Annotated in this window: 18 protein-coding genes; 16 read left to right on the top strand and 2 right to left on the bottom strand. The window is 48.4% G+C overall.

Annotated features, from left to right (window positions below; all coding sequences use genetic code 11):
- Window positions 1–169 precede the first annotated feature (169 nt).
- Window positions 170–1312, top strand: a complete 1143-nt coding sequence (locus ACLTD4_RS19865) for a GGDEF domain-containing protein (RefSeq protein WP_390472367.1) — start codon at window positions 170–172, stop codon at window positions 1310–1312.
- Between the two features lie 22 nt (window positions 1313–1334).
- Here the strand turns inward: ACLTD4_RS19865 and ACLTD4_RS19870 are convergent, their stop codons facing one another.
- Window positions 1335–2387: a LacI family DNA-binding transcriptional regulator gene (locus ACLTD4_RS19870; RefSeq protein WP_055658320.1), complete on the bottom strand. Its 1053-nt coding sequence runs from the start codon at window positions 2385–2387 to the stop codon at window positions 1335–1337.
- Window positions 2388–2720: 333 nt separating this feature from the next.
- Between ACLTD4_RS19870 and ACLTD4_RS19875 the strand changes: the two genes are divergently transcribed.
- From ACLTD4_RS19875 to ACLTD4_RS19900, 6 genes are all read left to right on the top strand, one after another.
- Window positions 2721–3101, top strand: coding sequence for a hypothetical protein (locus ACLTD4_RS19875; protein ID WP_412331495.1), 381 nt, complete (start codon window positions 2721–2723; stop codon window positions 3099–3101).
- Window positions 3047–4096, top strand: coding sequence for an ABC transporter substrate-binding protein (locus tag ACLTD4_RS19880; protein ID WP_412331496.1), 1050 nt, complete (start codon window positions 3047–3049; stop codon window positions 4094–4096). The genes ACLTD4_RS19875 and ACLTD4_RS19880 overlap by 55 nt, the downstream gene beginning before the upstream one ends.
- Before the next feature lie 16 nt (window positions 4097–4112).
- Window positions 4113–4985 (top strand): carbohydrate ABC transporter permease, encoded by an 873-nt coding sequence (locus ACLTD4_RS19885; protein ID WP_412331497.1) that lies wholly within the window; start codon window positions 4113–4115, stop codon window positions 4983–4985.
- The gene (locus tag ACLTD4_RS19890) at window positions 4985–5848 is read left to right on the top strand and encodes a carbohydrate ABC transporter permease (RefSeq protein ID WP_055658324.1); all 864 of its coding nucleotides are present in this window, start codon (window positions 4985–4987) and stop codon (window positions 5846–5848) included. Before ACLTD4_RS19885 ends, ACLTD4_RS19890 begins: the two co-directional genes overlap by 1 nt.
- A gap of 58 nt (window positions 5849–5906) precedes the next feature.
- A complete protein-coding gene (locus ACLTD4_RS19895; protein WP_055658325.1) occupies window positions 5907–7217 on the top strand; it encodes a glycoside hydrolase family 32 protein in 1311 nt (436 codons plus the stop codon).
- A gap of 79 nt (window positions 7218–7296) precedes the next feature.
- Window positions 7297–9156, top strand: coding sequence for an amylosucrase (locus ACLTD4_RS19900; RefSeq protein WP_412331498.1), 1860 nt, complete (start codon window positions 7297–7299; stop codon window positions 9154–9156).
- A gap of 49 nt (window positions 9157–9205) precedes the next feature.
- On the opposite strand, the gene ACLTD4_RS19905 is transcribed toward ACLTD4_RS19900, so the two are convergent.
- Window positions 9206–9436: a hypothetical protein gene (locus ACLTD4_RS19905; RefSeq protein ID WP_002605435.1), complete on the bottom strand. Its 231-nt coding sequence runs from the start codon at window positions 9434–9436 to the stop codon at window positions 9206–9208.
- A 362-nt stretch (window positions 9437–9798) separates the two neighbouring features.
- Between ACLTD4_RS19905 and ACLTD4_RS19910 the strand changes: the two genes are divergently transcribed.
- From ACLTD4_RS19910 to holB, 9 genes are all read left to right on the top strand, one after another.
- Window positions 9799–11508: a DUF4153 domain-containing protein gene (locus ACLTD4_RS19910; protein WP_412331499.1), complete on the top strand. Its 1710-nt coding sequence runs from the start codon at window positions 9799–9801 to the stop codon at window positions 11506–11508.
- On the top strand, window positions 11508–12602 hold the full coding sequence (locus ACLTD4_RS19915; RefSeq protein WP_117622168.1) for a DUF6688 family protein: 1095 nt from the start codon (window positions 11508–11510) through the stop codon (window positions 12600–12602). The genes ACLTD4_RS19910 and ACLTD4_RS19915 overlap by 1 nt, the downstream gene beginning before the upstream one ends.
- 74 nt (window positions 12603–12676) lie before the next feature.
- A complete protein-coding gene (locus tag ACLTD4_RS19920) occupies window positions 12677–14206 on the top strand; it encodes an aminotransferase class I/II-fold pyridoxal phosphate-dependent enzyme (RefSeq protein ID WP_412331500.1) in 1530 nt (509 codons plus the stop codon).
- Window positions 14207–14272: 66 nt separating this feature from the next.
- Window positions 14273–14884 carry a guanylate kinase gene (locus tag ACLTD4_RS19925; RefSeq protein ID WP_412331501.1) on the top strand — a complete coding sequence of 204 codons (612 nt, stop codon included), beginning with the start codon at window positions 14273–14275 and terminating at the stop codon, window positions 14882–14884.
- A 231-nt stretch (window positions 14885–15115) separates the two neighbouring features.
- On the top strand, window positions 15116–15781 hold the full coding sequence (locus ACLTD4_RS19930) for a winged helix-turn-helix domain-containing protein (RefSeq protein ID WP_390472376.1): 666 nt from the start codon (window positions 15116–15118) through the stop codon (window positions 15779–15781).
- A complete protein-coding gene (locus ACLTD4_RS19935; RefSeq protein WP_412331502.1) occupies window positions 15778–17145 on the top strand; it encodes a sensor histidine kinase in 1368 nt (455 codons plus the stop codon). Before ACLTD4_RS19930 ends, ACLTD4_RS19935 begins: the two co-directional genes overlap by 4 nt.
- 80 nt (window positions 17146–17225) lie before the next feature.
- Window positions 17226–18464, top strand: coding sequence for a DUF6034 family protein (locus ACLTD4_RS19940; protein WP_412331503.1), 1239 nt, complete (start codon window positions 17226–17228; stop codon window positions 18462–18464).
- 135 nt (window positions 18465–18599) lie between these two features.
- Entirely contained in the window at window positions 18600–19439 is an 840-nt protein-coding gene (locus tag ACLTD4_RS19945) for a polysaccharide deacetylase family protein (RefSeq protein ID WP_412331504.1), read from the top strand.
- 156 nt (window positions 19440–19595) lie between these two features.
- Window positions 19596–20585 (top strand): DNA polymerase III subunit delta', encoded by a 990-nt coding sequence (gene holB / locus ACLTD4_RS19950; protein ID WP_025529599.1) that lies wholly within the window; start codon window positions 19596–19598, stop codon window positions 20583–20585.
- The last annotated feature ends 3 nt before the right edge of the window (window positions 20586–20588 follow it).

The following is a 20588-nucleotide window of genomic DNA, read 5'->3' on the forward strand; positions in this document are numbered from 1 at the left end:
AACTTAGATATAACTTTTAATCAAGTTGTCCGGGGTTCGAGTCCCCGGTGTCTCATCGAAATGAAGCCTTGAAACAATTTCTGTTTCAAGGCTTTTTTTATCTTTGTTTTATTTTTTCCAAAACTCTATTATAATGTATGATGAAGTAAAGCGATAGGGAGGACTGCCGATGGAGGAAAAGTACCGGGCTGAAATTGAAAAGAAACGGGCTGAGAGTGTCAATCGCGCCTGGAAGATCATCAGCGTATTCGTTGTGGTATTTCAACTTTTAATGCTGATACTGATGGCTGCGAAACCGGGCGGCCCGTTTAAGACACAGAGGAGAACTATTTACTGTATCTTGTATCTGACTCTTTTCCTGGTTACGGGAATTGCCATGATTCTGAATCGGAATTTTTGGAGAAGGGAAAAGAAAAATTACCATCTGTATCTTCATGCTGAGCTGGTTTACGCGGCATTTATCTGCTTCTGGGGCTGTTGTGTTACTTTGAACGATCAGCTGGGAGGAAATGATTTAAGCGTATTTACATATATGATGCTGTCGGTGGCAGCACTTGGTTTTTTGGAGCCGGTAAAGGCTGGAATTATTTTTATGGCGGCATTTGTCTTTTTAAATATTTGTCTGCCGGGAATCCAGACGATTGAGAATAATATTTTCAGCAATATTATAAACAGTTTTTCGATCGCGGGTATTTCTACGGCTATCTCTTATTCGCTTTACCGGAATAAGGTGATTGTCACAAAGCAGGAGGTGACGATCCGAAAACAGTACGAAGAGATTACCAGGGTAAATGAGATTCTGAGCCATCAGGCCATGGTTGATGAGCTGACGGATATGAATAACCGGCGGTATATGGAGTGGTTTATCGGGGAGAAAATAAAGAAACTGAAAGAGGAATCCGGTATGATCTCGTGTATGATGCTGGATATCGATTATTTTAAGAAGTTTAACGACCGATATGGTCATATTGCTGGAGATGTGTGTCTGAAGAAGATCGCGGAGATTATCCGGGGGTGTTGTCAGGATAATGATGTGGCGGCTATTCGTTTTGGCGGGGAGGAATTTTTTATATGCCTGTTCCGGTGGGACCGGGATGAAGCGGTGGAAATGGCGGAGACAATACGAAAGAGGATCGCTGAATGCCGTTTTAAAATCAATGGTGAGGAAGAAGGCGCGGTTACTATCAGCATTGGTGTCTATACTTGGCATGGGGAAGGTAAGGTGCAGATGGATGATCTGGTCTGTCTATCGGATAAGGCGCTGTATCAGGCGAAGAAGAATGGAAGAAACAGAGTTGAGGTACTGCCATAAAAAGATCTGCCAGGAAACCGGATTAACGGTTTTCTGGCAGATCTTCTTTTTCTGTGGTCTCTCTTCGGATCAAAATGGGAGTGATTGTTTTATGGACCGGTTCCTTCAGGGGAGCTGGTTTTCTTTTTTTGCGTTCATTCATCTGGCTGACAAGGAGACTTACCGCCTCATTGGCTATGCGGTCTATCTGCTGTCCTATTGTGCTGATCGGGATAACCGCTTCCCTGGCAACCGGGGAGTCGTCAAAGCCTATAATATAATAGTCGTCGGGCAGCCTGCCGTATTTACGGACGATTAAGTTTAACAGGATATTGGCATGGGTGTCGTTGGAGACAAATATGCCTTTTCGTATGCCGGTATAAGAGGACTCCAGTTCCTCTAAGATATCTTTTAAATACTGGAGAGAGGAATCGTAGGTGTTTTCTGTTTTGTGGCAGAATATACGGTTTTTTATATTGTTCTCTTTGCAGAAATCCATGAAGCCCTGGATTCGTCCGTAGGCGGGGATGTTCTCCGCGGTCGGTGTATTGATATGGATCAGTATGTCACAGTTATGTCTGGCCAGGAGGCTGGTGGCCTGTATGGCGCCCATGTAATTATCGGTGTTGATGCTGGAGACATACTGGTCTTCCCGTTCTATGGTGACAATGGGAATCTGAAGGTCTGCCAGTTCCCTGGAGGACAGTGTGTGGCTCAGGACAATGAGGCCTTCAATCTTATAGGCCAGAAGCTCCTGAATGTACTGGCGCTCCGTCTCTGCGTTCTCGTGGCCGATGAATACCAGAAACTTGTATCCGTACGTCTCATATGTGGCAAGGATCTGATTCAGCATTTCTGAATAATAGTGCAGATAAAGGTTTGGAATCAGGATACCGACAAATTCTGTCTTGCCGTTGGCAAGGATGCGGGCTACCTTGTTTTCTTTATAGTTGAGCTTTACCAGAGCGTCGGAAATGATCTGCTGGTTCTCAAGCGTGAGGGAATCCGGATTATTAAAGTATCTGGATATCGTTGTCTTGGAAAAATGTGTGTATTGTGCTATATCGTCAAAGGTTATATTCTTTTTTTGTGTCATCTGTGATGCCTCTTTTCAAAATGTAGGGTGTTTTTATAAAAAGGAGTTTTCTTGCCAGTGAAGATTCCTGTGACTGTCTGGAATTTCGCTCCATCCTCTTTATTCAGTATAACAAAAATAGATGAGTGGTTCAAGAGTAATCGGTTAAGTAACCGGTTTTGTGAAGATCGTACAAATTGTGTACGCCGTATTAGGGCAGTTTTACGAAAAGCAGTTTGCACATTGACAAATTGACCAAAAGGGTGTTATGATAAAAACATAAAGTAACCGGTTACTTTACCGGTTACACAAAACAAGGCCGATAAAAATTGCAGCGTTAAAGGAGGAATGAGGATGATGAAAGGTATTGGTACGAAGGCCATTAAAATTGGAGTTATGATGGTGACGGCGGTTCTGATGCTGACGGGGTGCAGATTTGGATTTGCCAGTGATCCGGATGACCCGAATGAGGTGGTACAGGAAGAGCCGATTGACACGTCGGTGGATACGTTTGAATATGACGCGTCTCTGTCGGGTACGAAAATCACGCTTCTGAATTCCAAGGCGGAGATACAGGTGGCTTTGACGAAGATGGCGGAGGAATATGAGAAGAAATCGGGAGTCCACGTGGAGGTTATGCCGGTTACGGATGGGGTTCTCCTTATACCAAGGTTGTCAGCATGTATAACTCGGGGACGCCGCCTACTATGGCAATTCTGGATACTACCGATGTGATCGCGCTGGCTGAGGAAAAAGCGGTTGATCTGACGGGAGAGCCCTGGACTGCGGAGGCGGAAGGTTATTTGACAGAGGTGAATGGAAAGATATATAGCTTCCCTCTCTGTATTGAAGGCCGCGGGCTGATTTATAATCGGTCAGTGATTGAAGAAACGCTGGGAAGGGAATTTGATCCTTTGTCTGTTACGACCATGGATGAGTTTGCGGCACTTCTGGATCGGCTGACGGCGGCCGGCATGAAACGGCCTGTTTCTGTGGCAAAGGAAGACTGGTCTCTGGGAGCGCACCAGCTCCAGTATATCTATGAGACGTATGACGGGACTTCTGAGGGCGCCCAGGTGGTTATCGAGGCGATCAAGGAAGGGACACTGGATTTAAATTCTTATGACCGCATGAATCAGTTTTTAAATATGTTTGATATCTTAAGGGAGTATAACGTGGCGAGAAAGGATCCGCTGGGGGCTGATTATGACGAGATGGCCATCGATCTGGTGGATGGAAAGACTGCTTTCTGGTTTAACGGCAACTGGGCATGGCCGAATCTTTCGGAGGCCGGTGCGGAGAACTCGGATGCGTATGGCTTTCTTCCATACTTTTTGAATAACGATCCTGAGGATTTTGCCAATCGGGAGATCCAGGCGTCTCCGTCTAAACAGATTATGATAGACGGGCGCGTCGTCTCGGATCAGGAGAGGACGGCGGCCAGGGAGTTCTTGAACTGGATTGTATTCAGTGAAATCGGACAGCAGATGATCGTGAAGACGTGTAATCTGATTCCGCCATTTCAGAATAATCCTTATGAACCGGCTGATCCGCTGAGCCGCGATATTTACAACCGGGTTCATGAAGAGAGGGCGTTTAACGCGTCTGCTATCGTTCCAAATGACCACTGGGCGGTTCTGGGAGCATCCATGCAGAAGTACCTGGCGGGCAGAAGCAGCCGGGAGGAACTGATTCAGTCGATTGAGAACTATTGGGAAGAACAGAGATAGGAGAGAGGTGTCCAGGATGAAATCAAAGAGCAAAGGGAAAGATTTCTGTATTTTTGCATTGCCCGGGTTATTCTGCTTTTTTGCAGTTGTGATTGTTCCGTTTATCTACGGCGTCTATTTGACGATGACGGACTGGAATGGCGTTTCGGCTGTGAAGAATTTTATCGGTCTGCAGAATTTTGCCGGGGTTATGAAGGACGGACAGTTCTGGTCGTCTCTGCTTCTGACCTTTAAGTATGTGATCGTGGTGGTGGTATTTGTAAATGTGCTGGCGTTTATGATCGCCTATCTGCTGACAAGAGGGATTAAGGGACAGAACTTTTTCAGGGCCGGATTTTTTACACCGAACCTGATCGGGGGCATCGTTCTCGGGTATATCTGGCAGTTCGTATTTTCAAGAGTATTTGTGGGGATCGGTGATGCTACGGGATGGGGACTGTTTGAGGCTTCCTGGCTTTCGGAACCGACAAAGGCGTTTATCGCACTGGTGATTGTCACGGTGTGGCAGCTGTCCGGATATATGATTCTTATCTATGTGGCCGGTTTTATGGGACTGAGTGATGATGTGATGGAAGCAGCTACGATTGACGGTGCTTCGGGATGGACGAAAATGAAGAGCATTATTATGCCTCTTATGATGTCCTCCATTACCATTTGCCTGTTCCTGACACTGTCCAGGGCATTTATGGTATACGATGTGAACCTTTCCTTAACTGCTGGTGCGCCTTACGGGACGACGGAGATGGCGGCCATGCACGTGTATGAAAAGGCATTTACATCGAGACGGTTTGGTGTGGGCCAGGCGGAGGCGCTGATCCTGTTCGTGATCGTGGCCTGCATCAGCGGCATTCAGGTTTATTTGACCAAGAAGAAGGAGGTGGAAGCATAATGGCGGGAGAGAAAGCAGGAAGCGGTAAGAAGAGAAAGAAATCGGAGCTTGTGGCTACAGCAGGACTGATCGTGATATTTATTCTTTACATGTTCCCATTCTACATGGTGGTGATTAATTCCCTGAAACAGAAACGGGATATTATCAAAAGTCCATTTTCCTGGCTGTATACAATTAAGGGACTGTCGTTTGATAACTTCGTGAAGGCGTTTGTTCAGATGGATTTTTTGAACGCATTTAAGAATTCACTGATTGTTACGGTGTTTGCAACGGCGCTCGTTACGCTGCTGGCGGCTATGCTGGCCTATTATATCGTGCGGAATAACAATGCGATTTCCAGGATTGCCTTTGTTTTGATGGTGGCTTCCATGATTATTCCGTTCCAGGCGATTATGATTCCGTTGGTGAGTATCTATGGCGGTAAGCTGAATGTGCTGAATCACAGGAGTACGCTGGTGTTTATGCATACGGGATTTTCCATGGCGATGTCCGTGTTTATGTTTCATGGGTTTATTAAGGGAAATGTTCCGGTGGCGCTGGAGGAGGCCGCGAATATAGACGGATGTACCCACGTCCAGACATTTTTCAGAATCGTTTTTCCACTGCTGAAGCCGATTATCTCCACGATGGTAATCCTGAATTCACTTGCGTTCTGGAATGATTTCCTGTTGCCGTCTCTGGTGCTGTCGGATAAGAAGCTGCTGACGCTGCCTCTTTCCACTTACAGCTTCTACGGCACGTATTCGGCGGATTACGGCACGATTATGGCGGGACTGCTGTTGTGCGTAATACCGGTGTTAATCCTGTATATTACGCTTCAGAAGCAGATTATCAGCGGCGTGGTGGCTGGAGCAGTAAAATAGATGGTCCTGGTGGACAGAGGACTGCCACAAAAACAGACAAAAGGAGAGGCTGCATACGATGACAACTAATACAATACATATAAAGGCTCCGGGATGCTGGATGAATGATCCGAATGGATTTATTTATTACAAGGGTAAGTACCATATGTTTTACCAGTGCTTTCCCTATGGACCGAGGTGGGGGAGGATGCACTGGGGGCACGCGGTGAGTGAGGACCTGGTGCACTGGGAACATAAAGGAATTGCCTTATTTCCAAGTAAGCGCGGGGACCGGGATGGGTGTTTTTCCGGAAGTGCGGTGGAACAGGACGGGAAATTATATCTGTACTATACCGGTGTCCGTTATCTTTTAGAGGATCCCGAGGACACGAATCTCTGTTTGGATGATCAGTTTGTCTCGGCACAGATGATGATTACATCGGAGGATGGAGTTCATTTTGACAATATAAAGGATAAAAGAGAGATTATTGCTCCAATCGGGGAACGGGAAAGGGGCGATGCAGCTCATACGAGGGACCCTAAGGTGTGGCGCGGTGCGGACGCCTGGTATATGGTGCTGGGGACCCATGGAAATGACGGAAATGGCAGACTGCTCTTTTACCGCAGCGCTGATCTGGAAAGCTGGTCGTATGTGAATGCCGTGTCGAAAAGCGGTTTTGGATGGATGTGGGAGTGCCCGGATTACTATGAGACGAAGGGGGGAAAGGTTCTGTCATTTTCCCCTATGGGATTTTTAAAGGATGGGTATAAAGAAGAGAATCAGAATATCTGCATGGTTGTGGACTTTGAGGAAGAGAGCTGTACCATGACGATGCCGGATCAATACCAATTTCTCGATTATGGTCTGGATCTCTATGCGGCGCAGAGCACGGTGGATCAGGATGGCCGGAGAGTGATGGCTGCATGGGTCCGTATGCCGGAGACGGTGGGCGGTGAATGGATTGGGATGATGTGCAGTCCCAGAGTGGTGGAAGTGGAGGACGGCCATATTTATTTCCGGATGCATCCTGCGGTCAGGAAGGCCTACAGCAGAGCGATTGATACGCCGGAGGAGGCTGCGGAAGCGGGATATCGGGCAGAGGCAGATTTAGAGGATGGTGATGGTATCGATGTCGGCGGATACCGGATTTACCGGAAAGGGAATCGAATCTGTACGGACCGGAGTCTGACTGCGGGAAATGACAGGGAATGCAGAATGCAGTTTGAGACGCCGGAGATGAAGAGGGGCGGCCATGTGGAGATTCTGGTGGATTCCAATCTGATTGAGGTTTTTGTGAATGACGGCGAATACGTTATCTCAAATGCGGTATATGGGATTGGTAATGAGATCGTGTCGGATCGAAAGGTGAAGCTGTTTACGGTAGAATAATACAAAGAGTACAGTGATTATGAAATGTCTGTAAATATTTAGAGATTATAGCGCGTGTTTGGCGAGGAGATATGGTGAGATGGACTACTGTAAGGAATATCAGAAAAGGTTTGACAGGTACTATGACGAGCTGAAATGGCTCTACTGTGAACTATATAAGAATCAGGATGAGGCGTTTGAGCAGCTGTGCGGACAGATGTACCGGTTTTATACGGAGAGGAAGACGGCTCTTAAGACGATGGACCGGGAGCGGGCGAAGGATCCGCAGTGGTATAAAGGAAACCGGATGGTCGGTATGATGATGTATGTGGATGCATTTGCCGGGGATTTAAACGGGGTTTTAAAGCATCTGGACTATATTGAGGAATGCGGGGTCAATTATCTGCATCTGATGCCGCTTCTAGATACGCCGGAGGGCAGGAGCGACGGCGGATACGCGGTCTCTGATTTCCGGAAGGTGAGGCCTGATCTGGGGACTATGGAGGACTTAGAGTGTCTGGCGGAGGAGTGCCATAAACGGGGTGTGAGCATCTGTCTGGACTTTGTGATGAACCACACCTCGGAGGACCACGAATGGGCCAGAAAGGCGAAGGCGGGCGATCCGGAGTATCAGAACCGGTACTTCTTCTACGACAATTACGATCTGCCGGCACAGTTTGAACGGACAGTGCCGGAGGTATTTCCAACTACGGCTCCGGGGAATTTTACCTGGGTGCAGGAGGCGGGAAAATATGTGATGACAACATTTTATCCCTATCAGTGGGATTTGAATTACTGGAATCCGGTTGTACTGAATGAGATGGCCCAAAATATGCTGAACCTGGTGAACCGGGGAATTGATGTAATCCGTATTGATGCGGTTCCCTACATATGGAAACAGCTGGGGACGAACTGCAGGAATCTGCCGCAGGTCCACACCATTGTGCGGATTATGAGAATTATCTGTGAGATTGTGTGTCCGGGGGTCCTTCTGCTCGGAGAGGTGGTAATGGAACCGGATAAGGTGGTTCCGTATTTCGGCAGCGTGGAGAAGCCGGAGTGTCACATGCTTTATAATGTGACGACCATGGCGGCTACCTGGAACAGCGTGGCGACAAGGAATATCCGGCTGCTTCGCCAGCAGATGAATGTGGTGAGCGGGCTGCCGAAGGATTACGTTTTCTTAAATTATCTGCGCTGTCACGACGATATCGGATGGGGACTGGATTATCCGTGGCTGAAGCAGTTCGGAATCGATGAGGTCAGCCATAAAAAGTATTTGAATGATTTTCTGACCGGGCAGTATCCGGGATCGTTTGGACGGGGAGAGTTGTACAATTCAGACCCTGAGTCCGGGGATGCAAGATTGTGCGGAACGACGGCATCGTTATGCGGTATTGAAAAGGCTGCGTTTGAGAAGGACACAGAAGCCCTTGAAAAGGCTGTTAGGCTGGATCTGATGCTTCATGCGTATATGTTGTCGCAGTCGGGGATTCCGTTGATCTACAGCGGCGATGAGATCGGTCAGGAGAATGATTATACCTACCACGAAAATCCCAGGAAATGGGATGACTCCCGTTATCTGCACAGAGGCGATTTCCGGTGGGATCTGGAGAAGAAACGCAGTGTGAAGGGCAGTCTTCAGGAAAAGATTTTCGACGGCATTAGGAAGCTGGAGACGATCCGGGCACAGTATCCGGTTTTCTGCACGGATGCGCGGGTGTGGACCATTGACACGTGGGATGATTCCATCCTGGGGCTGGTGAGAGAGTACGGGGAGGAGAAGGTAATTGCCCTCTTTAATTTCAGTGAATTCGATAAAGTCGCGTGGATTAACGAGGAGGATGGGATGTATACGGATCTGATCTCGGGGAGAGCGATGGAGGCGAAAGGGGTGGAGATACCTGCTTATGGAGTTTACTGGCTTATGAGGGAAAACGGGATTGAGGATAATAAATAATTGATAAAGTAAAAAGGATCTGGAGACGCTGCGTCCCGGATCTTTTTCTTTATTCGTCAAATTCTACAATCACATAGTAGCCTCTGTCGTTGTGCTTGACTTCTTTTACGATTCCGTGGTCGGATTTGATGCGGTCACGGCCGGTATAGCAGCCGGACATGGCAACGGCCGGATCGATGATATAGCTGTAGCTGCTGGTTCCTTCCCTCTCGATAATGGATACTTCATCACCCGCCTTGACGAGTCCGGGGCGCTCCATCTTAAATTCGATTGTTCTCACAATGAATCACCTCCTGATTAATCCGCTTAGCAAGGTACTTCACGGGCTTAGTGGATTAGCTTATTTTATTTCTGCGGGTGAAGTCCTGGGTATTATGTGTGGCTGGCTATCTGGCGACGGCCGCGAGAGCCAAATATCCCGCAGTTTGATACAAAGGCTCTGACTTCGACATCTATTATAAGACTGATATGAAAAAATGTAAAGAAAGGAAAAACGAAAGAAAATCTTACGTTTTATTATAATACAATATTAAATTATTGAATATCAATAAATAAATATTGAAATTTAATATATACTATGGTATGTTACAGGAAAGAGAAGTAATGGATGAAGAATTGCGATAATAAGAAGGAGGAAGTTTGATGAGTGGGAAGATTCTGGAGGAAGAGAGTAAAATGGTGATAATTGAAAGTCAGGAGGGAGCTGGTAATCAGAAGATAGCTGGACATCAGGTAAAACCTGAGAAGCAAAACGGAGACCGCGATCAGATAATACAGGAGAAAGATGATATAAAAGAAGATGATTTAAAAAAAGATATAAAAGATGAGATAAAAAAAGATATGAAAAAGGAGATAAAAGAAGCGCCTGTTCCGGCCTGGAGGAGGGGAAAGCAGGAGGTTATCACACAGAACTTTCCAATATTTATGGGTGTGGCTCTGGCATTTGGAATACTGTATACATTTTGTATGTATAAGAATTCCAGTGGAATTACGTATCCATTTATGGTTGGGGGAATTTATGGTGTGCTGGCCTGGATGCTCAGGAGGCTTTCGGTAGAGTGGAAACGGGGATCATGTTTTTTGATCGTTACTGCTGTTTTGCTGGGGATCGCGGTCTGCAGGACTGCGGATCCGCTGCTCATTCTGCTGATTAAGACGGCTGAATTTTTGCTGGTGGTTATTTTTGTGATTCACCAGTTTTATGAAGACAGGGAGTGGAGTATCGGTAAGTATTTATCTTCTATGGCAGTCTATCTTTGTTGTGTGATTGCGGCAGTTGTCTATCCGTTTTTTCAGGGGAACGAATTTTTTAAGAAGGTAAATTTGAAAAAGTACAGAACGGCATCACGGGTGCTCATGGGGCTGGCGGCAGCGCTGCCGATCCTGCTGGTGGCCGGATTTCTTCTGGGGCGGGCGGATGTAGTGTTTGGCTCCATGGTGGTTCACTGGATGGAGACGGTTCTGAATGTATGGACTATTCTCATTATGGTCTCCATGACTGCTTTTGGGGCATTTGGAGTCTATTGCCTGATCTGCGGAGCCTGTATGGACCAGATCTCCGGGGAAGAAAAGACGATGAGAACTCACGAACCGGTTACCGCTATTACGTGCATGAGCGCCGTTGCTCTGCTGTATCTGTTCTTTAGCGGGATACAGGTCATTTACCTTTTTCTCGGAAAAGGCAGTCTGCCGGAGGGTGTGACGTACTCTTCCTACGCGCGGCAGGGATTCTTTCAGCTTCTGTTTGTGGCTGTGATGAATCTGGTTATGGTGCTTATGAACCTGAAGTTTTTTAAGAGAAGCCGTTTCTTAAATGGCGTTCTGACTGTCATCTGCGGATGTACGTATGTGATGATCGCATCTGCGGCATACCGGATGGCTTTGTATGTCGGGGAGTATCACCTGACGTATCTGCGGGTTCTGGTGCTGTGGTTCCTGCTGTTGCTGGCGTGTATGATGGCTGGTGTGGTTATTTTGATCTATAGGAACCAATTTCCGCTGTTTGGATGGTGTCTTGTGATGGTATCTGTATTTTTTGTGGGATTTTCGTATATGAGACCGGACCGGGTGATTGCGGACTATAATGCAGCTCATGTGGGTGAATGGTCTGACAGCGATTTTACGTATATGACGCAGGCGCTTTCGGCGGACGCAGTGCCTGCAGTGCTTGAGGCGCTTGAAGATAATGCGGTTCTCGGACGGTTTTATTCCGGCGGGAGAACGGAATTTTTAACGGAGTATTACAGGTGGGTTATTTCTAAGAACTATCAGGTGGGGGCTGCGGACTTCAGGACATGGAATCTTTCGTTTGAAGAGGCAAAACAATCGTTCAGAAATGGGGGGATGGAATAATGGCTGATTTGGCAGGGCAACTTTTTGGAAGTATCATACTGTTGGGGCTGCTGTTTCTGTTTTTTATAGTTCCGATTATTCTGACTTTCATGAATTTATATTTTATTCTTGCAGAACCGGGGAAATTTAAAAATGCGGCGGAGGTGCTTACATGGATTCTGGGACCGCTGTTTTCTGCTATACTGTATGATTATATGGGAATCGGAGGCGAGTGGCAGGAGCAGCTGTTTGCCAGTGACTCTGCGATCCATACTCCTGTGTCGGAGCACTATGTGGTTACAGTTCTTGTTCTGGTTTCGCTGGGGCTTTTGGGATATTTTCTGCTAAAGCTGGCGTCTAAAAGACTGCCGCCGCTGGTTAAGATTTTGAGTATATCATTTTTGTATATTGGATGCGCGGTCTGTGTGATGTGGATTATCCAGGTACTGGGGCGGGCGGAGGAATTATCTGTTTATCTCGCTGTATTTCCTCTGAATGTGATTCTGTTGTCAGCTTCTGTGGTGAAGACTCTGTTAAAGGAACAGAAGGAAGAGGATGAGGGAAAAGATTTCGAAAAGTTGACGGGATTGCGGCGCCTGTTGGTAAAGAGCAGCTGCTGGCCGGCGCTGGCATTTCTCATGGTGTGGCCGGTGCTGGGAATCTGTATTGCGGTTCTCGTGCTGTTTGGGCAGGAGCCATCCGCCGCAGTGAAGGCATTTACAGAGACAAGCGACTGGATGCTGTCACAGCGGATATCACCGCCGACAGTTTACAGCGATGGCCATTATCTCTGTACGGTGGCGGCCGGGGGACATGAGAAACTGGTGAAACCTAAACGGATGGGAGTCCGGCATGGGCATCGGATCGTGGTGAACCGGCAGCTGTGTGTGGCAAATGCATTTGAGCAGGTGCTTGAGGAGCGTACACCGCGTTTTCACCGCTTCGTGCGCCATGTGTATGATACGTATGGGTATCCGGTGGCAAAGCATATCAGGACGCCTCTGGCGGCGGATATTACATATCTGGTGATGAAGCCCCTGGAATGGATCTTTCTTCTGGTTCTCTATCTGACGGACAGAAAGCCGGAGGACCGGATTGCAAAGCAATACCTGTAACAGCGTGAGGATTTGACATTTCACCATTGATCTGCTAATCTGGAAGAAAACTGTAACAGAAAACTATCTGGAGGATGGAGATGGAGAAGTATCTGCTGGACCGATTAATGGAATATGGGGAATCTGACGCCTATCCGTTTCATATGCCGGGGCATAAGAGGCAGGCGGGGGCCGGATTTGCAGTGGATTTTCCAAATCCGTTTTCTGTGGATATTACCGAGATTGAGGGATTTGATAATCTCCACCACCCGGAAGGGATTCTGAAGGAATCTATGGAGTGGGCAGGAAATGTCTATGGGGCGGACCGGACGTATTATCTTGTGAATGGAAGCAGCTGCGGTATTTTGAGCGCGGTCTGCGGCTCTGTTTCCCATGGAGGCACTATTCTCATGAGCCGGAACTGCCATAAATCGGCGTATCATGGCGTGTATTTGGGTCATTTGAGGGCGGAATATATTTATCCACAGACGATCCCGGAATTTGGGATTCAGGGTGGATTATCACCGGAGGATGTGCGGCGGCTGTTGATAACCCATCCGGAGACGGAGGCTGTGCTGGTGGTATCTCCCACGTATGACGGTATTGTCTCGGATATCGGTGCAATTGCGAAAATCGTCCATGAGTGGGGGATTCCACTGATTGTGGATGAGGCTCACGGGGCGCATTTCCCCTTTGGAGGGGAGGCGGGATTCCCGGTTTCTGCGCTGGAACTGGGAGCGGATGTGGTGATACAGAGTCTCCATAAGACGCTGCCTTCTCTGACTCAGACCGCGGTCATGCATGTGAAAGCGGGATTTGCGGATGTCAGCAGGATTGACCGGTATGTACACATGTTCCAGAGCAGCAGCCCGTCGTATGTGTTGATGGCCGCTATTGAAAATTGTATCCGATGGATGGATGAAGCGGGAAGAGATGAGATGAAGGCCTTTAGCGGCAGGATTGACCGTATCCGGCGGCGAATGGGGGAGATGGAGTGTCTGGCTCTTCTTGGCGGAGTGAAAGGACGGTGCCAGGTCTTTGATGTGGATAAGTCTAAAATTGTGGTTTCTGTTGGAAGCAGCGGTCTGACCGGGCCGGAGCTTACGGAACTGCTTCGGAACAGATACCATCTGGAAATGGAAATGTGCGGATCGGATTATGTGACGGCGATTACTACGGTGGCTGATACGGATGAAGGTCTGGACCGGTTATGCTGGGCTTTCCTGGAGATCGATCATGAGCGGAGGGGGGATGCGGGAGACTGCGGGACTGCCGCATCAGGCCTTTCGGGGATAAACGGGGATAACACAGGGGAAAGAGACCGTGGAATTGTGGATAACGGGATGGAAAAGGAACGCGGTTGTGGATGGCCGGAGATTGCTATGACGATCGCACAGGCAATGGACTCTCCGGGGCGGTCTGTCCCTCTCGATGCGTGTGAGGGAATGGTATCCGGGGAGTTTATCTACATCTATCCGCCGGGAATTCCGATTGTGGCGCCGGGAGAAGTATTAAAACCGGAATTGGTGGAGATGATCCGGCAGTATAAGCGCAAGGGCCTTCCGGTCCAGGGAACGGCGGATCCGGAGGTGGAGGAGGTTTTGACGGCAGCAGGAGCGGACTGAAAGCGCGGATAAAAGGGAGCGGAGAATTAGATACTATTATTATTAGAAAAAACTGAGGAATGAAACATGGGAAAGATTTTTTATGTGATGGGAAAAAGCGCATCCGGGAAGGATACGATTTATAAAGAACTGCGGGAACGGATACCGGAATTAAAGACGGTGGTCCTTTATACGACAAGGCCGATCCGGGATGGGGAGACGGAAGGGGTGGAATACCATTTTACGACGGTGGAACGGCTGGATGACTTCCGCAGGGAGAAAAGGCTGATTGAGGAACGGACGTATCAGACAGTGTATGGACCGTGGAGTTATTTTACCGTGGATGACGGGCAGATCTGTCTGGATGACAGGGATTCTTATCTGATGATCGGAACGCTGGAGTCTTATGAGAAGATGAGAGAGTATTTCGGTGAAAATGGGCTGGTTCCTGTCTACATCGAGGTGGATGACGGCGTGAGGCTGGAACGTGCGCTGGAGCGGGAAAAGGGACAGAAGGAACCGAAGTATAAGGAACTCTGCCGGAGATTTCTGGCGGATGAAGAGGATTTTAAGGAAGAAAACCTGGTAAGATGCGGAATTGACAGGAGATACAGGAATGATGATCTGAGAGCATGCCTGGAGGAGATCTGCAGGGATATGAAGGCGGTTATGGAACAGGGGGCGGGCAGCAGGGAGTAAGCTGCCCGCATTTGCTGATGTTTGCCGATATTTGCCGATGTTCGGATGTTTGTTTGAATATTGGAGTTTGGAGATTGGAGAGAGGGAAAACAGATGGGTTTTTCTTCTCTTTTTTTCGGATAAATTATGGGGATGCAGCGGCGCTTGAGCCGGCGTTTACATTTTGATAAAGTTTTTTGCAGTGCGATATGGTAGAATGGTGAATAAAAGAAAAAAGGGATGAGACGGCAGATGAAGAACAGGATTTTAGTGGTGGAAGATGAACGGGCAATTTCGGATTTGATCTGCATGAATTTACAGGCAGCAGGATATCTGACCGGAGCGGTCTACGATGGGGACGCCGTGGAGAGATACGTAAATGAGGAGCCGCCGTTTGATCTTGCGCTGGTGGATGTTATGCTGCCTGGAAAGGACGGATTTACACTGATGGACTTCATGAAACGGAGGGAAATCCCGGTGATTTATCTGACAGCCAGGTCGGATATCACCTCAAAGGTTTATGGACTCCGGATGGGGGCCGAGGATTATATGGTAAAACCGTTTGAGATTATGGAACTTCTGGTGCGCGTGGAGAAGGTTCTGGAGCGCAGCGGAAAGCGCTGTAAGGAAATCAGAATTGGTGATGTGACGATCGATCTGGCGGGGCATAAAGTGTATGCCGGGGAAACGATTGTGGGATTAAAGCCTATGGAGTATGATCTGCTGCTGTTCCTGGCACAGAATAAAAATGTGGCGTTCAGCAGGGATCAGCTGCTGGACAGAATATGGGGAAGTGATTTCTTCGGGGAGACGAGGACGGTGGATGTCCATATTGCTCAGCTGAGGAAGAAACTGAACCTGGAACAGACGATCAGGACAATACCGAAACTGGGATACCGGCTGGAGGACAATACATGAAACTGTGGAAAAAACTCACGGTCCTGTTTCTTTTATTTCTCATTTCTTCTCTGGCCGTATGCGGCGCCATTACCCTTTACCATACCAGAAAAATTAATATCGACAGGACGGTTTCCAATTATAAACGGCAGCTGGAGGCGGTCTCCTATACGTTTGACCAGTTTGGAGCCAGACAGGAGTTTGAGGAAATGAGTGAAACTGTCCGGAATGCCTATCTTCAGTTTGAGTTTAAGAAGTGCTGCGGTGCGGGATATGCGCTTTTGAAGGATGGCGGCACGGTTATTAATCTAACGGATTATGATATTGTGAATCCGGATGAACTGGCTGAGAACGGCATGGTTCAAAGCGTTGAGAAAAAGAAAATCCTGATTCTCAAAAAGGTTCTGCAGGAAATCGAAGGATATGAGATTGTCTCGATTCAGGATATTACGGACACGTACAGGGAGACTGAGAGGCAGCTTGGATTGTATCTGCTCATCTATTTGGCTGTTTCGGCAGCGGCAGCGGTCTGTGTCGCAATGATGGTGAAGCGGCTTCTTAAGCCCCTTAAGGAGCTGGAACAGGCGGCAGGACAGCTCAGCGGCGGAAATTTAAAGGAACGTGTGGAGGTCAGGAGCGGTGATGAGGTAGGGGAGCTGGGGGCTGCATTTAACCGGATGGCATCTGAAATTGAACATCAGGTGGATGATTTAAAGCTTCTTCTGGGCGCGCTGAACCATGAAATTAAGACACCGATGACCTCTATTATCGGATATTCGGAGAGTCTGATTCATGTAAAGCTTCCGGAGGAACAGCGCCGGACCGCGCTTAACTACATTTATCAGGAGGGGAAGCGGCTGGAGAGTCTCTCTGGAAAGATGATGAGCCTTCTGGGGCTGTATGAGGAGGGGGCGTATGAATTTACATGGATTCCGGCCGAAGCGCTGTTCCAGTGTGTTGAAGAGATGGAAAAAACGTGTGCTAAGGCGCACGGCGTCACTCTTAAGACGGAGTGCCGGGGAAAATGGAACTACCTCGTGGATCCGGTGCTGATGGAGAGTCTGATCGGGAATCTGGTTCAGAATGGGATTCGGGCCTCCGGGCCGGGGGACACGGTTATTATGCGGGATACGGAAGACGGGATGGAGGTTCAGGATTTTGGAAGAGGAATCCCGGAGAGCGAAATCGCCAATATTACGAAGGCATTTTACATGGTGGATAAATCGAGAAGCAGAAAGGAAGGCGGCGCTGGACTGGGGCTTGCCATCTGCGGACAGATTGCGAAGCTGCATCATGCCAGGCTTGAGATTAGGAGCCGCGAGGGGGAGGGGACTGTCGTTCGGATCCATTTTGAGGATGATTACAAAACGTTTACAGGCCGATGAATACTTTGCATTGAGGATTGTTTATGATAGGAGAAGAGGAGGAAACGGTGCGAAGCATCAGATAAAAAAGGAGGATTCGGATGAAACGACAGATCATACTGGTAATGACAGCGGCGCTTTTTCTCGCCGGATGCGGCAGGGCGACAGAGCCGGTGGTGATTGTTCCAAGGGCTGTGGCGGAGAGCCACCAGTCTGCTCTTGCTGCGGGACAGGAAAATCAGGATAATACAACAATGAGGGAACAGCTTCATTTGCCGGAACGGTATCAGGCGTCTTTTGAAGAAGGCGGTTTAAGCTTTTTCGCGGATGCGGAAATATCAATTCCTGATGTGACTTCAATCTCGGTGAAGAAAACGGAAGCGGATTATTACTCGATGGAGGAGTATGAGCGGATCAAGGAGTATTTTCGGGACAAGGAAAAAATCGCATGGGGGGAAGAGACGGACCATTCTGCGGTCGAAGGTCTGAAGGCTTCAGGCAGCAGGGCTCTCGTGGAGGGCAAGGAGTATTTCATCTCCTATTATTGGAACGGTGATGGGAAAAATGAGGACTATGCCTACAGCAACAGTATATCAGAGGGGGTAGGCGCGGCATTTAAAGAAATCTATGATTATGACACTATACCGCAGGAACTTCAGTCTGAGGAGGAGTGGGCGAAGATGCGGAATGAGGCGGAAACTCTGATGGGGAATCTGGGATATGGAAAGATGAAGCTGGTCTCTGAGAAATGGATCGAAGGGACGCGTTCAAAACCGGACGACTCCTGGGAAGAACCGACGTATATGCGTGTGTTTGGTTTTTCACTGGCGCCGGATGGAATTGGCGCACCGGCCTACCATCAGGTAAAAAGGCAGGACGGCTACGCTGGATATCAGCAGTATGCGACGCTTACCTATACCCAGGATGGAAGCTTAAGCGGAATTACTCTGGAGGACAAGGAACAGATCATCGGAGATTCGAAGGAGCGCGTATTTTTGCTGCCGTTCTCTGAGGTGGCGTCGATCTTTGAATCGGTGGAAAAGAGCAGCTATGAAGACTATTTTCTGTACGGCGGCGCTTTTGCCGATGAGCGGAAGGTGACGCTTTGGGTGAAAGAGGCACGACTTGGATATATGGGGATTCACGACGTGAGAAACAGGGAACGGGAGAAGGAAGGGAAGATGATACCCGTGTGGGATTTCCTGGGAAGTGTGTCTGTTGAGTATTTTAAGGAGGGGAAATCGGTAGGGAAGGAGACTTACAGTCAGCCGGATCTTTCGCTTATGACAATCAATGCAATGGATGGAAGCGTCATGGAGCGGAGAGATATGGGGAAGTAAACGTAACAGTTCAGGCGGGGATGTCTGACTGTTAAAAAACAGACGGAAATGGGAATGTGGTTCTGGACAGATCAGGGGATTGCGTGTAGTATTAAGGTAATTATTATACGGATCAGGAGGAGAGGGACAAAAATCATGGGAAGTATCTTTATTCAGTTTCCAAAGGGAAAAAGGAAGGCGCTGACTTTAAGCTATGACGACGGAGTGGAACAGGATATCCGTCTGATCGAAATCATGAAGCAGCATGGATTAAAGGGGACATTTAACTTAAACAGCGGGCTTTATGCGGAAGAGGGTACGGTATACCCGCTGGGTACGGTGCACAGAAGGATGACGGAAAAGGCGGTGACGGAGGTCTACGGCGGCAGCGGTATGGAGGTGGCGGTTCATGGGCTGACACATCCGTTTCTGGAGCAGCTTCCGGTGAATCTCTGTACGGCGGAGGTGATGAAGGACCGGGAGAATCTGGAGCGGCAGTTTCATACAATTGTCAGGGGTATGGCTTATCCCTTCGGTACTACCAGTGACAGGGTGGTCGATACGCTTGTGCAGGCGGGAATCGCCTATGCGAGAACAACGGTTTCGACATGGGATTTCCGGCTTCCGTCCGACTGGCTCCGTCTGACGGCCACGTGCCATCACCGGGATGAGCGTCTGATGGAGCTGGCGGAAAAATTTGTGGAGGAGACGCCAAAGTACGGCTCCTGGCTGTTCTATCTCTGGGGACACAGCTATGAGTTTGAGGCGGATGGGAACTGGGATGTGATTGAGAGATTTGCTGCGTACACCGGAAACCGGAATGAGATCTGGTATGCGACAAACCTGGAGCTGTATGATTACATGACGGCGTACGACCGGCTGCAGTTCAGCGCGGATGGGTCTATGGTGTGGAATCCTGCCGCAGTGGACGTATATTTTGAGAAGGACGGGATTTCTTACCGGGTGAAGGCTGGTGAGAGGATGGAACTGAATTAAATGCTTAAGACGGCTGCCGGATGGGGCCGTCTGTTTCTTTTTGTGCGGGAAATGACAGGAGACGCCCTCTTATGGGAATTACCAGCACTTATTTCTTGTGAGTATGAATTTTATATGCTATAATAAATCCGTATATTTTGAGACGGAGGTGCCCCAATGCCAGGATTTAACGATATAATCGGTCATGAGATGATAAAGGAACATTTTAAGAAGGCTATAGAGACAAATCATGTATCTCATGCGTATATTCTGACAGGTGAGGCAGGAATGGGACGTAAGTCGCTGGCGAATGCATTTGCCATGACGCTTCTCTGTGAAAAGGGGAAGAAGGAACCGTGTATGCAGTGCCATGCCTGCAAGCAGGTGATGAGCGGCAACCATCCGGACTTGATTTTTGTAAATCATGAAAAGCCGAACAGCATCGGCGTTGACGATATCAGGGAACAGATTAATGATACAATCATGGTACGGCCCTACAGCAGCTATTATAAGATCTACATCGTGGATGAAGCGGAAAAGATGACGGCGCAGGCGCAGAATGCCCTGCTTAAGACCATCGAGGAACCGCCGTCCTATGCGATTATCATGCTGCTGACTACGAATCAGGAGGCATTTCTGCCGACGATTCTCTCCAGATGCGTGCAGTTAAAGCTGAAGCCGCTTCAGGACAGCGTGGTCAGGACGTATCTGATGGAATCTCTGGGGATTCCCGAGGTGAAGGCGGAGATTTACGCCGCGTTTGCGAGAGGAAATCTGGGAAAGGCGATCCATCTGGCCTCTTCGGAGGATTTTCAGCTGATGTATACCGAGCTTCTCCATATGCTGAAGCATTTGAAGGATATGGATATTACGGAGCTTCTGGACTATATCAAGAAGCTGAAGGATGAGAGTCTGGACATCTACGACTGCCTCGATTTTATGCAGCTATGGTACCGGGATGTGCTGATGTATAAGGTGACACAGGATATTAATCTTCTGGTGTTTAAGGAAGAATATAATACAATTAAGGAAATGAGCGCCTCCAGCGCCTACGATGGGATTGAAAAGATTCTCCAGTCCATTGATAAGGCGGGGATCAGGCTGAATGCCAATGTGAACATGGAACTGGCCATGGAGCTCATGTTACTGGTAATGAAGGAGAACTGATTG

The organism is Hungatella sp. (genome assembly GCF_046966825.1).